This is a genomic window from Pararhodospirillum oryzae, from assembly GCF_007992075.1.
Classification (GTDB): Bacteria; Pseudomonadota; Alphaproteobacteria; order Rhodospirillales; family Rhodospirillaceae; genus Pararhodospirillum; species Pararhodospirillum oryzae.
Genome location: NZ_BJZO01000013.1, coordinates 21,747 through 34,192 on the forward strand (window position 1 = coordinate 21,747; position 12,446 = coordinate 34,192).

Here is a 12,446-nt window from a genome sequence, read left to right on the forward strand (position 1 = left end):
ACCCCCATGGACCAGTCGGCCCGCTACGTTAATCTCGACCTCAAGGAAGAAGACCTGATCGCTGGCGGCGAGCATGTGCTGTGCGCCTACATCATGCGCCCCAAGTCGGGCCATGGCTTTGTCGAGACGGCGGCCCACTTCGCGGCGGAAAGCTCGACCGGCACCAACGTCGAGGTCTGCACGACCGACGACTTCACGCGTGGCGTCGATGCCCTTGTCTATTTTGTCGATGAACCCTCGGGGTTGATGAAGATCGCCTATCCCCTGGGTCTGTTCGATCGCAACATCACCGACGGCAAGGCGATGATCGCGTCGTTCCTGACGCTGACCATCGGCAACAACCAGGGCATGGGCGACGTTGAATACGCGAAGATGCACGATTTCTATGTGCCGCCCGCGTACCTGGCCCTGTTCGATGGTCCGGCGACCAACATTTCCGCCCTGTGGAAGGTGTTGGGGCGTCCCGAGACCAACGGCGGCCTGATCGTCGGCACGATCATCAAGCCCAAGCTGGGCTTGCGTCCGCAGCCCTTCGCCGATGCCTGCCTGTCGTTCTGGCGCGGCGGAGACTTCATCAAGAACGACGAGCCCCAGGGCAACCAGCCCTTCGCGCCGCTCAAGGAGACCATCCGCCTGGTGGCCGACGCCATGGCCCGCGCCCAGGATGAAACCGGCGAGGCCAAGCTGTTCTCGGCCAACATCACCGCCGACGATCCGTTCGAGATGATCGCGCGCGGCGAATACATCCTGGAAACCTTCGGGACCAACGCGAGCCACGTGGCCTTCCTGGTCGATGGCTACGTTGCCGGCCCGGCGGCGGTGACCACGGCCCGGCGCCGTTTCCCCGACACCTTCTTGCACTATCACCGGGCCGGCCACGGCGCCGTGACCTCGCCCCAGTCCAAGCGCGGCTACACCGCCTTCGTGCTCAGCAAGATGGCCCGTCTGCAAGGCGCCAGCGGCATTCACACCGGCACCATGGGCTTTGGCAAGATGGAAGGCGACCCCGCCGACCGCGCCATGGCCTACATGCTGGAGCAGGACGAGGCCCAGGGTCCCTACTTCCATCAGGCGTGGAACGGGATGAAGGCGTGCACGCCCATCATCAGCGGCGGCATGAACGCCTTGCGCCTGCCGGGCTTCTTCACCAACCTGGGCCACGCCAACGTGATCCAGACCTCGGGCGGCGGCGCCTTCGGCCACCTGGATGGCGCCACCGCCGGCGCGATCTCGCTGCGCCAGGCCTGGGAATCGTGGGACCAGGGCGTTGATCTGGTCACCTACGCCAAGGACCACAAGGAACTGGCCCGCGCGCTGGAATCCTTCCCCGCCGATGCCGATGCCCGCTATCCGGGCTGGCGGGCCGCCCTGGGGATCGCGTAAATCAATAAGGGGCGGGGCTCTTCTGCCCCGCTCCCCGCCGGGGGCTGCGCGCCCTGCGAGGGCTGCGAGGGCTGCGAGCCCTGCGAGCCCTGCGGGGGCGGCGCGCCCTGCGGGGGCGGCGCCCCCTGCCGGGGTTGTGAGGCCCCGGACCCCCTTCCTGGGGCAAAGCCAGGGAGGGGGCGTTCGTTTCAAGGAAACCGTGTTCCGTGTCCAAGCCTGATTTTGACGCTCTCCGGTTGGTCGAGGCCTTGCTGTTCGCCTCGTCCGACCCGCTGAGCGTTGATGACCTGACCGCCCGCGTGCCCGAAGGCCTCGACGTGCCCGCCTTGCTGACCCGGTTGCAAGGCGACTACGCCGGGCGGGGGGTCGTGCTGGGGAACAATGGCGGGCGCTGGGCCTTTCGCACCGCGCCCGATCTGGCGCCGGTGTTGCGGCTGGTCGCGCCCGAACCGCGCCGTCTCAGCCGCGCCGCCCTGGAGACCCTGGCGGTCGTGGCCTACCATCAGCCGGTGACGCGTGCCGAGATCGAGGAAATCCGGGGCGTGGCCCTGTCCAAGGGGACCTTCGACCAGTTGCTGGAAGCCGGCTGGATCCGGCCGTGCGGCCGGCGCCAGACCGTGGGCCGGCCCCTGACCTGGGTCACGACGGCGGCCTTCCTGGATCACTTCGGGCTGGCCGGCCTGGATGCCCTGCCGGGGATCGAGGAACTGAAGGCGGCTGGCCTCCTTGATGCGCGCCCGGCCCTGGCCGCCTATGGCGCGCGCGCGCGCGATGGCGAGGACGCCCTGGAGGACGTGGAGGACGAAGGCACCCTGACCGGGGCCGCCGGCCGCCACGAGGCCGAGGGCCAGCTTGACCTGTTGCGCCGCGAACCGCGCGATTCGGAATAGGCCTTTAAGTTTTTTGCGCTTCCAGGTGGGCGGCAAGGGCGCTTGCGAAGGCTTCCAGGCTGGTGGCGGGGGAAAGGGCGCGAAAGGCCCCGTCCGGCCCCGTCTCCCGCGACGAGGCCAGCAGCGCGGTGGCCGTGTACAGGCCTTCGTCCATCAGCCGCCGGCACAGGTGCTCGTAGCGCTCCAGGTAGGAACTGCCGGCGATGTCGGGGGCGAGCGCGAAGTGGGGCGAGGCCTCGCGCAAGGGGCGGGTGGAGCCCGGCGCTTCCTCCACCAGCATCAGCCAGCCCACGAACGGGGCCGCGCCCGCGCCCAGCAGGCCGTCACGACACGCCAGCCGCAGATCCAGGGCGCTGCCGATCGCCTCCTCGGCGCGGTTGTTGAAGTTGTTGCCGAACGACGGGCCGACGTGGCTTTTGAACTCGATCGCCGCCACCAGCCGCCCGTGTCGCAGCACCAGAAGATCCCACAGCTTGGTCGGGCGCAGGGCCCCGGGCAGGGCCAGCTGGGCGCGCTGGGTCGGGATCACGCACCCGGCGGGACCGTGGGCGTGGACCAGCGCGCTCACCAGGGCGGTGAAGCCATCCATGTTCTTGCCAGCGGTCACGCCCGCGCGCTCGCCCTGATCGGGGCTGGCCCCGGCCTGCTGGCGCTGGCGGGCCTGGTCGCGGGTTTGCCAGAAGGTGCGCACCGCGTCCCGGGCCAGGGCGTTCAGGGTTTCGGGGGCCAGGGGGCCCGGGGCAGGGGAGGGCGCGAACAAGGGCAGATCGGGGAAAAGCAACGGGGATTCGGGGGGAACCGTCATGGGGCGTCGCCTTCGATCGCCTGCCAGTCACGGGCGTCCAGGCCATAGAGAGCCGACACGGCCGGGCGCGCCGCCTCGGGCGGGGCATCGGGGGGGAGCGCGCGCAAGGCGGCCTGGATCGGAGCGGGCACGCTCTCCCAACGGGGCAGGCAAATCCGGCGCAGGTATTGGGCCTGGAAGCGCAGGAACCCGCCGTGCAGCCGTGGGGAATAGGCGGCCACGAACAGGTGCGCGATCCCCGAGGCCAGCACCGCGCGCAGCGCCCGCAGGTCCCAGGTGGTGGCGGTGATGTGATAGAGATTGTGGTGCGGGTAGTAGCGGCCTTCCTCCAGCACCACGTGCGCGTGCCCCTTGATGTCGGGAATCAGGAGCTTGGGCGTGGTCGCCAGGGCGGGATGAATACGGTCAATGGTCCTGTACCAATGGCCGGGCAGGCGCCGGGCCACGTGGCGGGCCTCCAGGCGGGCGCGGTGGGCTTCCAGGTGGGCGGCCAGGCGCGGATAGGCCTCAAGCGCCACCAGCCCGCCCTCGGGCGCGAACGGGTTCACGACCCCCAATCCCCCCCAGGCCACGCGCCCGCTGGCCACGTCGCGGGTCTTGACCAGGGGCAGCTTGCGGTCGGGCTCCACGTCGAGGGCCTCGAAGGGGGCGATGAAAGCGGCGTCGGCGCCGGTGGCGACCCCGATGCCCACCCGGCAGCCGGTTTCCTCCAGGCGGGGGAAGGTGGCTTCCAGGCGCCGCACCAGGGCGCCGCGTTCGGGGGCGCCCAGAATCCAGGGCGCCGCCCCCCCGGGCCCCAGGTCGGTCGGGCGTACCGACACCGCCCCGGCCTGGGGCGGCGCGAGCGCCGACGCGGAGGAGGGGAGTGTTTGGGTTTTCAGATGGCGGGCCAGCGCCGCGAGCCCGGCCGGATCGGGGTCGATTCCGGCCACCAGCGTGGTCGGGCCGGGGGCGGCGCGGGTAATCACGGTGAGGGCCGGATAGGCCAGCACCGGGATTTCGAAGGGGTCGAGCGCGTTCAGGTCCACGATCAGGCGCAGGTGGTATTCCTGGCGGATCAGGGCACGCAAGGGGCCCCCATAGCGGTTCTTCATCCAGCGGTCGGCGCAGATGAAGGCCAAGGTGGCGCCCGGGGCCAGCAGGCGCAAGGCGCGCTCGAAAAACGGCACGTAGAGGTCGGCGCGATCGTACACGGTCGCATAGCGCGCCCGGTAGTCGGCCCGTCGGGCCGGGCACTGGCGTTCGGTGCGCACGTAGGGCGGATTGCCGGCGATCACGTCGAAGGCATCGGGCAGCGGGCACAGCAAAAAGTCGCCCGGCACCAGCCAGCGATCGGCCAGGGCCCGGGCGGGACGCGAACCCAGCCCGTGGGCGCGCAAGGTTTCGACCACGCGGGTCCGGGTGGCCTCGAAGGTTTCGGGATGGATTTCCACCGCGCGGATGGCGTCGGCCAGGGCCAGCGGGTCGCGGTCTCGTCCGGGCTCGCGGCGCCACACGGCCAGCAGGCGCTCGATCGCGGCCAGGAGAATGGTCCCCCCGCCGGCCGAGGGCTCCAGGAAGCGCCAGTCGGGCAGGGGGGCATCCAGGGTGTAGCCCGCCAGATCCAGAAGGAACTCGGCCAGGATCTGGCGGGTGAAGACGGCGCCTTGCGCGGGCGTGGACAAGACGGGCCTTCCGTCGCACGGGCCAGCGGCCGGCGCGGTGAAGGCGTCGCAAGGAAAACAGCTTGCGTTCGCGTGCGCCGGTCGTGGTCCAGGCAAGGCGGTCAACGGGTCAGCGGCTTGTACTTGATGCGGTGCGGCTGATCGGCGTCCGCCCCCAGGCGGCGCTTCTTGTCCTCTTCGTAAGAGGCGAAGTTGCCCTCGAACCACTCGACATGCGAATCGCCCTCGAAGGCCAGCATGTGGGTGGCGATGCGGTCCAGGAACCAACGATCGTGCGAGATGACCACGGCGCAGCCGGCGAATTCCAGCAAGGCTTCTTCGAGCGCGCGCAGGGTTTCCACGTCGAGGTCGTTGGTCGGTTCGTCGAGCAGCAAGACGTTGGAGCCCGACTTCAGCATCTTGGCCAGATGCACGCGGTTGCGTTCACCGCCCGACAGCAGGCCCACCTTCTTTTGCTGGTCGGCGCCCTTGAAGTTGAACTGGCCGACGTAGGCGCGGCTGGGGATCTTGCGCTTGCCCAGGTCCAGTTCGTCGAGACCGTCGGAAATTTCCTGCCAGACGGTCTTGTCGGGGTCGAGGCTGTCGCGGCTTTGGTCCACGTAGCCCAGGCGCACGGTTTCGCCCACCCGGATCGACCCCTTGTCGGGGGTGTCCTGGCCGGTGATCATCCGGAACAAGGTGGTCTTGCCCGCGCCGTTGGCGCCGATCACGCCGACGATGCCGCCGGGCGGCAGGCGGAACGAAAGGTCGTCGATCAGCAGGCGATCGCCGTAGCCCTTGCACAGGCCCTCGGCCTCGATGACCACGCCGCCCAGGCGCTCGGCCACCGGAATGACGATCTGGGCGTTTTCCTGCTTTTGCATCCCGGCTTCGGCGACCAGGGCTTCGTAGGCCGACACACGGGCCTTGCTCTTGGTCTGCCGCGCCTTGGGCGACTGGCGAATCCACTCCAGTTCGCGGGCGATGACCTTCTGGCGGGCGCCTTCCTCGCGCGATTCCTGCTCCAGGCGCTTTTGCTTGTTCTCCAGGTAGGTGGAGTAATTGCCCTCGTAGGGGATGCCCCGGCCGCGATCGACTTCCAGGATCCAGCCGGCGACGTTGTCGAGGAAATAGCGGTCGTGGGTGACGGCCACCACCGTGCCCGGGTATTCGTGCAAGAAGCGCTCCAGCCAGCCCACCGACTCGGCATCGAGGTGGTTGGTCGGTTCGTCGAGCAGCAGCATGTCGGGGCGCGAGAGCAGCAGGCGGCACAGGGCCACGCGGCGGCGTTCACCGCCCGACAGCTTGGTGACGTCGGCGTCGCCCGGCGGGCAGCGCAGGGCGTCCATGGCGATTTCCACCTGGCGCTGGAGGTCCCAGCCGTCGGCGGCATCGATCTTTTCTTGCAATTCGCCCTGTTCGGCGATCAGCGCGTTCATTTCGTCGTCGTCGCTGACCTCGGCGAAGCGGGCGCTCACTTCCTCGAAGCGGTCGAGCAGGGCCTTGAGCGGGCCCACGCCGTCCATGACGTTGCCCATCACGTCCTTGGCCGGGTCAAGCTCGGGTTCCTGGGCCAGGTAGCCCACGCGCACGCCCTCGGCCGCCCAGGCTTCGCCACCGACATCGGTGTCGAGACCGGCCATGATGCGCAGCACGGTGGATTTACCGGCGCCGTTGGGGCCCAGCACGCCAATCTTCGCCCCGGGCAGGAAGGCAAGGGTCAGCCCTTTGAGGATTTCTCGTCCTCCGGGGTAAACCTTGCTCAAATTCTTCATGACGAAGATGTACTGGTAGGAAGCCATGGAGCACTCCGGCATCGTGTCGGGATAAAGGCGGGAGCCCCCCGGGGGCTCGCTGGCCTCGTTGTAGCCCACCCCCCGCCCTGATGCAACGCGCGGCCCCCCGGTCCTTGGGAACGCAAGGAGGCGGGCACCCGGCATTCTCCGCGACATTTCCTTTGTTTTCATGGGCTGGCTTGCGTAGCCTTGCAAGGCGCGGCCCGGCGGGAAGGGGCCCGCGAAACGGGGATCCGGATGGGCGCGCGCATCATCACCATTGCCCAGCAAAAAGGGGGCGCCGGCAAGACCACCCTGGCCGCGCATCTCGCCGTTGATCTGGCGGCGCGGGGCCATCGGGTGGCCCTGGTCGACATCGATCCGCAAGGCAGCCTGAGCGCCTGGCACGCCCGGCGTCAGGCCCGGCTGGGCACGGCCGCCGGCGGCCTGGGCCTGTCGGACATCGCCGGCTGGCGCCTGGGCCCGGAGCTGGACCGCCTGGGCCGCGAAGCCGACCTGATCGTGGTTGATACCCCCCCGCACGCCGAAACCGAGGCCCGCGCCGCCGTGCGCGCCGCCCATGTGCTCTTGATTCCGGTGCAGCCCAGCCCGCTTGATCTGTGGGCCACGGCCGCCACCGTGGGCCTGGCCCGGCGCGAGAAGGTGACGCCCCTGGTGGTGCTCAACCGCGTGCCGGCCCGCTCGCGCCTGCCCGCCACCATGGAAGAGCAACTGCGCGCCCAGGATCTGCCGGTTTCCCCCATCCGCGTGGGCAACCGCACCGCCTTCGTCACCAGCCTGATGGAAGGCCAGGGCGTGAGCGAAAGCGATCCCTCAAGCCCGGCCGCGACCGAGATCCGCCGTCTGGCCGACGATCTGCTGGCCCGGCTGTGACGCCTGGCCGCAGGCCCGCGGACGCGCGGACCAAGGCCCGGTGGCGCCGTTTTTCCCCTCCGAGCATTGTTGCCTGAAAAGGAGTGCATAGCGTCATGCCGCCGTCCCAGGTTGACCTTCTCACCCGCGAGACCGTGTTTCGCGGGTATTTGCGCGTGGATGCCCTGACCTTGCGTCATGAGCTTTTCGAGGGCGGCATGGGGCCCACGGTCCGCCGCGAGATCATCGAACGCGGCCACGCGGTGGCGGTGCTGCCCTACGACCCGGTGGCCGACCGGGTGGTGCTGCTTGAGCAGTTTCGTCCGGCGGTGTGGTCCAGTGGCGAACCCGCCTGGATGATCGAGGTGGTGGCGGGCATCATCGACGGCGACGAAACCCCCGAGGAGGTCGCCCGGCGCGAGTGCCAGGAGGAATGCGGCCTGCTCCCCACCGCCTTGGAGCCCATCGGGCGGGTGTTCGTCTCGCCGGGCGTGCTGACCGAAACCGTGACCTTGTACTGCGGGCGGGTGGACAGCACCGGGGCCGGTGGCATTCATGGGCTGATCGCGGAAGGCGAGGACATCCGGGTTTTTACCCTGGGCGCCGACGAGATGCGGGCCTGGACCGAGGCCGGGCGCTTCACCAACGCCACCGCCTTGATTGCCGCCCAGTGGTTTGCGCTGCACCGCGATGCGCTCCGCCAGCGCTGGGGGCAGGAGCGCTGAAACGAGGGGGGATGTCTTTCGACTTTCCGCGAAATAAGAACAATTTCAGGTAAACCGGCGCGACTGGTTGAGTTTCATGAAAGTGTCGCGCGAGTCCGTTTCTTTTCATCTCCGTTATAAAAATGGTGCGGGCCGACTTCCAGGGGTGTTTCTCCTGAAGGCGGCCCTTTTATTGTGCGGTGTCGTTTCGTTTGAGCAGTGATTATTCACGGAAACGTCCCGTGGATCTTGGCCTGGCTGCTGATAGGGTGCCCCAAACGGGACTTGGTGATCCCTTCGCCTCCCCCCTGGAGGCGGAGGGCACCGGCTTTTGAAACCCCGCGAAGGAGCATGAAAGACAATGAATGGCATGGCAGCGGGCGAAATGGTCCTCACGGCCACCGAGGCAGGCGCGTGGGATGACGAAGCGTCGCGGCCAGCCCCGAAGACGGTCCGTGCGCGTGTGTTCGCGAGGTGGTCCGTGCCCCGGATCTCGATTCCCATCGCGGCGCGAATCGTGGCCCTGGCCGTTGTGGGACTGGTGGCGTTCGCCGGGCTGGTGGTGATCCACGAGCTTGGGGCGCGGGAAAACGCCGAGGCCGACCAGCGGCGCCAGGCGTTCGCCGCGCTTGATCTGGCGCTCAAGGATCTGTCGCGCGAGGTCATGGGCCTGCGCCTGGCCGAACTGTCCCACGAAAAGGAAGGGGCGGCGGCGCTGGAGCGCTTCCAGCAGGGCACGGCCGCCGCGCGCGAGGCCCTGGCCCGTCTTGATCGCCTGACCGGCGAAACCGGGCTGGCCAACGCCACGCGGGCGGAGCTTGCCCAGGTGCACGATCAGGTCCGGGCCCTGGATGGCCGGATGGCCCAGGTGGTCCAGGCCCGCGAAACGGTGGGGCTGAGCGATCAGAGCGGGCTGCGCGCCACCCTCAAGGCGCCCCTGGACGCGATCGAAAAGGAACTGACCTTGTGGCCCAACGTCGGCGCCATCGCCGGCAAGCTGTCGCAGGTGCGTCGGTTCGAACAGGCGTTCCTGATCACCCCCACTCCCGAAACCCAGGGCCATTTGCGCAAGGCCGCCACCGAGGCCGATTTCGCGCTGATGGGCGGCCCCTTCGATGCCTCGACCCAAGCAGAGCTTTCCAGGAAACTGACCACCTATATCCAGGGGGTGGGGCGCTACGTCACGGCGATCGAGGGACGCACGGGCGCCGAGCAGGCCTTGGGCGAAACCCTGGAAGGGATCGACGCCGTTTTGCATGACCTGGCCACCCTCTCCGCCCAGGCCCGGGCGGCGGAACATACCCGCGCGGGGCGTGAGCAGGCGCGGGTCGGCATGATGCTGTACGGCGGTGGCGCGGCGATGCTGGCCCTTTTCGTGGCCTTTTCGATCATCCTGGCCCGGTCGATTTACTGCCCCTTGCAAAAAATCGAAGCGGCCATGCTGAAGCTGGCCGAGGGCGGGCAGGCGGTTGAAATCCCGGGCCTGGGCCGCCAGGACGAAATCGGGCGCATGGCGCGGGCCATTGCCGTGTTCAAGGCCAATGCCGGCCAGGTCGAGGCCCTGCAGGCCGAGCGCCTGGCCGAGGAGGAACGGGCCGAGCTCAGAAGGCGGGCCACGGTGCTGGGGCTGGCCGACGATTTCGAGCGCTCGGTGCGCCACCGCGCCCAGGCCCTTGATACCATGGCCGAGGGCATCCAGGCCCAGGGGGCGGCCGGCGCGCGCGAGGCGGACGCCACCCGCGCGGTGGGCCTGGACGTTTCGAGCCACATCGGCCGGGTGTCGCAAACCATGGCCCAGGTGGTGGCCGGAGCCGAGGGCATGGGACGCGCCACCGCCCTGGCGCACGGCCATCTGGAAGAAGCCTTGCAGGCCCTGGCCGACGCCCGCGCCGGCACCGACGGCACCAACCAAAGGGTCGCGGCCCTGGCCGAGGCCGCCGCGTGCATTGGCGAGGTGGTCGATCTGATCGCCGCGATCGCCGGCCAGACCAACCTGCTGGCCTTGAACGCCACCATCGAGGCGGCCCGCGCCGGCGAGGCCGGCAAGGGGTTCGCCGTGGTCGCGGGCGAGGTCAAGGCCCTGGCCCAGCAGACCAACACCGCGACCGCCGAAATCTCGGGCCACGTCGCGCGCATCCAAGGGGAAATCGACCAGACCGTGCTCGACATTGGCGCGGCCAATCAGGCGGTGATTCGGGTTGACGATCTGGCCCGTGGGTTGCGGGCCTCGATGCAGGCCCAGGACCGGGCGGTCTGTGAAATCGGCGGCGCGGTCGATGGCGCGGCCACCTTGCTGACCACCGTGGGCGGGCATCTGGAAGGCATGGTCGCGGCAATGGAGGCCTCGGTCACGGCGGCCCAGGCGGTCAACGACAGCGGGGTGTCCCTGGTCGCGGCGACTCGCGGCCTGGAAACCGATCTCGACGCCTTCCTGGACAAGGTGCGAAGTGCCGCCTGAGGGCCCGGGCCCCGCTGGTGATCCAGGGCAATCGGGCGAACCGATTACCCTGGCGTTTTTTCGAGGCCCTCACGCGCCGGGCGCGCACTCCGTGCGCTTGGCTCACGCCACACAAGCCGCGCGCCGCCGTCGCGGTGTTGAGGACCCCTCTTCCAAGGGCATCCAGGGCTTCATCCGATTGGCCTGGCTGGTGATCCTCGCCCGTTTCTTGGTATGGTTCTCGGGTGGAAAGAAACCGATCCCTCCGCCAGCGGGGCCGGGGGCGGCTCCTGCAAGGGACAGGGCGATGATGGCGGGCGGACGGCGGCGCTCCGTGCTGGGGGCGGGAATCGGGCTTTGGGTGATGCTGGGCGCCGGGCTGGCCCTGGCGGAGGAAACACCCGCCGTGCAGGTCACGGAGCGGCTGTCTACTCGGGTGACGGCAACCGGCAAGCCCCTGGTGCTGCCCGCCCACGACGCCCGCCTGATCGTGACGGACTACGTGATCGCGCCGGGAGCCACGCTGTCGGTGCACAAGCACCCGTTTTCCCGCTACGCCGTGGTGATGAGCGGCACCTTGCGGGTGATGGTGGCCGAGGGGGGCCCGTCGTTCGACTACAAGGCCGGGGACATCATCGTCGAGATGGTGGACGAATGGCATTACGGCACCAACACCGGAACCGACCCGGTGCGTTTGATTGTTTTCGATCAGGTGGAAGGCGACAGGGGGCCGACCGTGGCCGCGCCCCACTGACAGTTTTTTTGCATCTTCGGCTTGACGGCGTGTGGCAGGGACGGCATAGTCCGCGCCCTGCGAACCTCGCAAGGACGTGTGCCCCTGTGGCGGAACCGGTAGACGCGGCAGACTCAAAATCTGTTTCCCGCAAGGGAGTGGGAGTTCGAGTCTCCCCGGGGGCACCATTCCTTGCTTGCCTTTCCTCCGCTCCGGAGCGAACGGCAAGATGATACGCAACGGTTCATGCAAAAAAGCCGCCCGGGTTTCCGTGGCGGCTTTTTTGTTTCGAGATGCCCGTGCCCCGGCCCGGCTTCGCGTGAAGGAGAGCCGGGAGGCAGGCGCCGCCCGACCCCCTGGGCCCTTCAAGGGCGCGTCGGCCGGGTTGCGGGAGGGCGACGCCCTTTTCCCCCGGGACCTGGAGCACCGTGCGTGAAACCGGATCCGGGCACGGTGCTCCAACTTATTTTCGCGCTCGCCTTATCCGAAAAGCGGTGTCCCCTTTTCGGGTCTCGCTCTATCCGATGCGCACGCGGGCGTCGTCGAGAAAGGCGTAGGGCGGGACGGCCAGGTTGAGGGGTGCCGGTCCCTTGCGCGCCCGTCCGGCGGTGTCGTAGTGCGAGCCGTGGCACGGGCAGAACCATCCGTCGTAATCCCCGCGCGGATCGCCGGGCTTCTGGCCCAGGGGAATGCATCCCAGGTGGGTGCAGATCCCCACGGCAACCAGCCATTCCGGGCGCTGGACGCGCTCGGCATCGGTTTGCGGATCGCGCAGGGTGGAAACGTCCACGGCTTCGGCCTTGGCGATTTCCTCCCCGGTGCGGTGGCGGATGAACACGGGCTTGCCCTGCCAGGTCACCGTGATGGCCTGGCCAACGGCGATGCCGGCCAGGTCAACCTCGGTGGTGGCCATGGCCAGGGTATCGGCGGCCGGGTTCATGGAATCGATCAATGGCCATGCGGCAAGAGCCGCGCCAACGGCTCCCAAGGCGGTCGAGCCGTAAACCAACACGTCACGGCGGGCCAGAAGGCTCGTGGCGGCGGCCAAGGCGGTTTCAGGATGATCAGGCATGGAAGCGCTATCCTTGTTCGGGTGAGCCTTTTCCGTCCTGGAGCATCCCTTCTGCCATCGGGCACGGGCCCGGGGCTTTGCGCCGCTTGCGGCTTGTTTCACGCTGTGCCTGGCCGGGGCGCGCTTTCCCT

The 12,446-nt window shown here is 68.8% G+C and carries 10 protein-coding genes and 1 tRNA gene; 7 read left to right on the forward strand and 4 right to left on the reverse strand.

Translation table 11 applies throughout. The annotated features are described in order from the left end of the window. The first annotated feature begins 6 nt into the window (after positions 1-6). Together ROR02_RS03825 and scpB are read left to right on the forward strand one after the other, a co-directional pair. Positions 7-1,383: a ribulose-bisphosphate carboxylase gene (locus ROR02_RS03825; protein ID WP_147162690.1), complete on the forward strand. Its 1,377-nt coding sequence runs from the start codon at positions 7-9 to the stop codon at positions 1,381-1,383. A 206-nt stretch (positions 1,384-1,589) separates the two neighbouring features. Beyond that, positions 1,590-2,273, forward strand: coding sequence for an SMC-Scp complex subunit ScpB (scpB, locus tag ROR02_RS03830; RefSeq protein ID WP_147162691.1), 684 nt, complete (start codon positions 1,590-1,592; stop codon positions 2,271-2,273). A gap of 4 nt (positions 2,274-2,277) precedes the next feature. Here the strand turns inward: scpB and ROR02_RS03835 are convergent, their stop codons facing one another. From ROR02_RS03835 to ettA, 3 genes are all read right to left on the reverse strand, one after another. Continuing rightward, the gene (locus ROR02_RS03835; RefSeq protein WP_147162692.1) at positions 2,278-3,078 is read right to left on the reverse strand and encodes a PaeR7I family type II restriction endonuclease; all 801 of its coding nucleotides are present in this window, start codon (positions 3,076-3,078) and stop codon (positions 2,278-2,280) included. Further along, positions 3,075-4,742: an Eco57I restriction-modification methylase domain-containing protein gene (locus tag ROR02_RS03840; RefSeq protein WP_218032760.1), complete on the reverse strand. Its 1,668-nt coding sequence runs from the start codon at positions 4,740-4,742 to the stop codon at positions 3,075-3,077. Before ROR02_RS03840 ends, ROR02_RS03835 begins: the two co-directional genes overlap by 4 nt. 101 nt (positions 4,743-4,843) lie before the next feature. Next, positions 4,844-6,523 (reverse strand): energy-dependent translational throttle protein EttA, encoded by a 1,680-nt coding sequence (gene ettA, locus ROR02_RS03845; RefSeq protein ID WP_147162693.1) that lies wholly within the window; start codon positions 6,521-6,523, stop codon positions 4,844-4,846. A 231-nt stretch (positions 6,524-6,754) separates the two neighbouring features. Between ettA and parA the strand changes: the two genes are divergently transcribed. From parA to ROR02_RS03870, 5 genes are all read left to right on the forward strand, one after another. Next, positions 6,755-7,390 (forward strand): ParA family partition ATPase, encoded by a 636-nt coding sequence (gene parA / locus ROR02_RS03850; protein ID WP_147162694.1) that lies wholly within the window; start codon positions 6,755-6,757, stop codon positions 7,388-7,390. A gap of 95 nt (positions 7,391-7,485) precedes the next feature. Then, positions 7,486-8,094, forward strand: coding sequence for an NUDIX domain-containing protein (locus ROR02_RS03855; protein ID WP_147162695.1), 609 nt, complete (start codon positions 7,486-7,488; stop codon positions 8,092-8,094). A gap of 340 nt (positions 8,095-8,434) precedes the next feature. Beyond that, a complete protein-coding gene (locus tag ROR02_RS03860) occupies positions 8,435-10,531 on the forward strand; it encodes a methyl-accepting chemotaxis protein (RefSeq protein WP_147162696.1) in 2,097 nt (698 codons plus the stop codon). A gap of 286 nt (positions 10,532-10,817) precedes the next feature. Beyond that, positions 10,818-11,264, forward strand: coding sequence for a cupin domain-containing protein (locus ROR02_RS03865; protein ID WP_147162697.1), 447 nt, complete (start codon positions 10,818-10,820; stop codon positions 11,262-11,264). 80 nt (positions 11,265-11,344) lie between these two features. Then, positions 11,345-11,431, forward strand: a tRNA-Leu gene (locus tag ROR02_RS03870). Between the two features lie 329 nt (positions 11,432-11,760). Here ROR02_RS03870 and petA read toward each other — a convergent pair. Further along, positions 11,761-12,315, reverse strand: coding sequence for a ubiquinol-cytochrome c reductase iron-sulfur subunit (gene petA / locus ROR02_RS03875; protein WP_147162698.1), 555 nt, complete (start codon positions 12,313-12,315; stop codon positions 11,761-11,763). Between the last annotated feature and the right edge of the window lie 131 nt (positions 12,316-12,446).

What these genes read in the sequence shown, in the direction of transcription:
- ROR02_RS03835 (WP_147162692.1), bottom strand. Translation starts at nt 3,078, where the DNA reads ATGACGGTTCCCCCCGAATCCCCGTTGCTTTTCCCCGATCTGCCCTTG.
- parA (WP_147162694.1), top strand. Translation starts at nt 6,755, where the DNA reads ATGGGCGCGCGCATCATCACCATTGCCCAGCAAAAAGGGGGCGCCGGC.
- ettA (WP_147162693.1), bottom strand. Translation starts at nt 6,523, where the DNA reads ATGGCTTCCTACCAGTACATCTTCGTCATGAAGAATTTGAGCAAGGTT.
- ROR02_RS03860 (WP_147162696.1), top strand. Translation starts at nt 8,435, where the DNA reads ATGAATGGCATGGCAGCGGGCGAAATGGTCCTCACGGCCACCGAGGCA.
- petA (WP_147162698.1), bottom strand. Translation starts at nt 12,315, where the DNA reads ATGCCTGATCATCCTGAAACCGCCTTGGCCGCCGCCACGAGCCTTCTG.
- ROR02_RS03825 (WP_147162690.1), top strand. Translation starts at nt 7, where the DNA reads ATGGACCAGTCGGCCCGCTACGTTAATCTCGACCTCAAGGAAGAAGAC.
- ROR02_RS03855 (WP_147162695.1), top strand. Translation starts at nt 7,486, where the DNA reads ATGCCGCCGTCCCAGGTTGACCTTCTCACCCGCGAGACCGTGTTTCGC.
- ROR02_RS03865 (WP_147162697.1), top strand. Translation starts at nt 10,818, where the DNA reads ATGATGGCGGGCGGACGGCGGCGCTCCGTGCTGGGGGCGGGAATCGGG.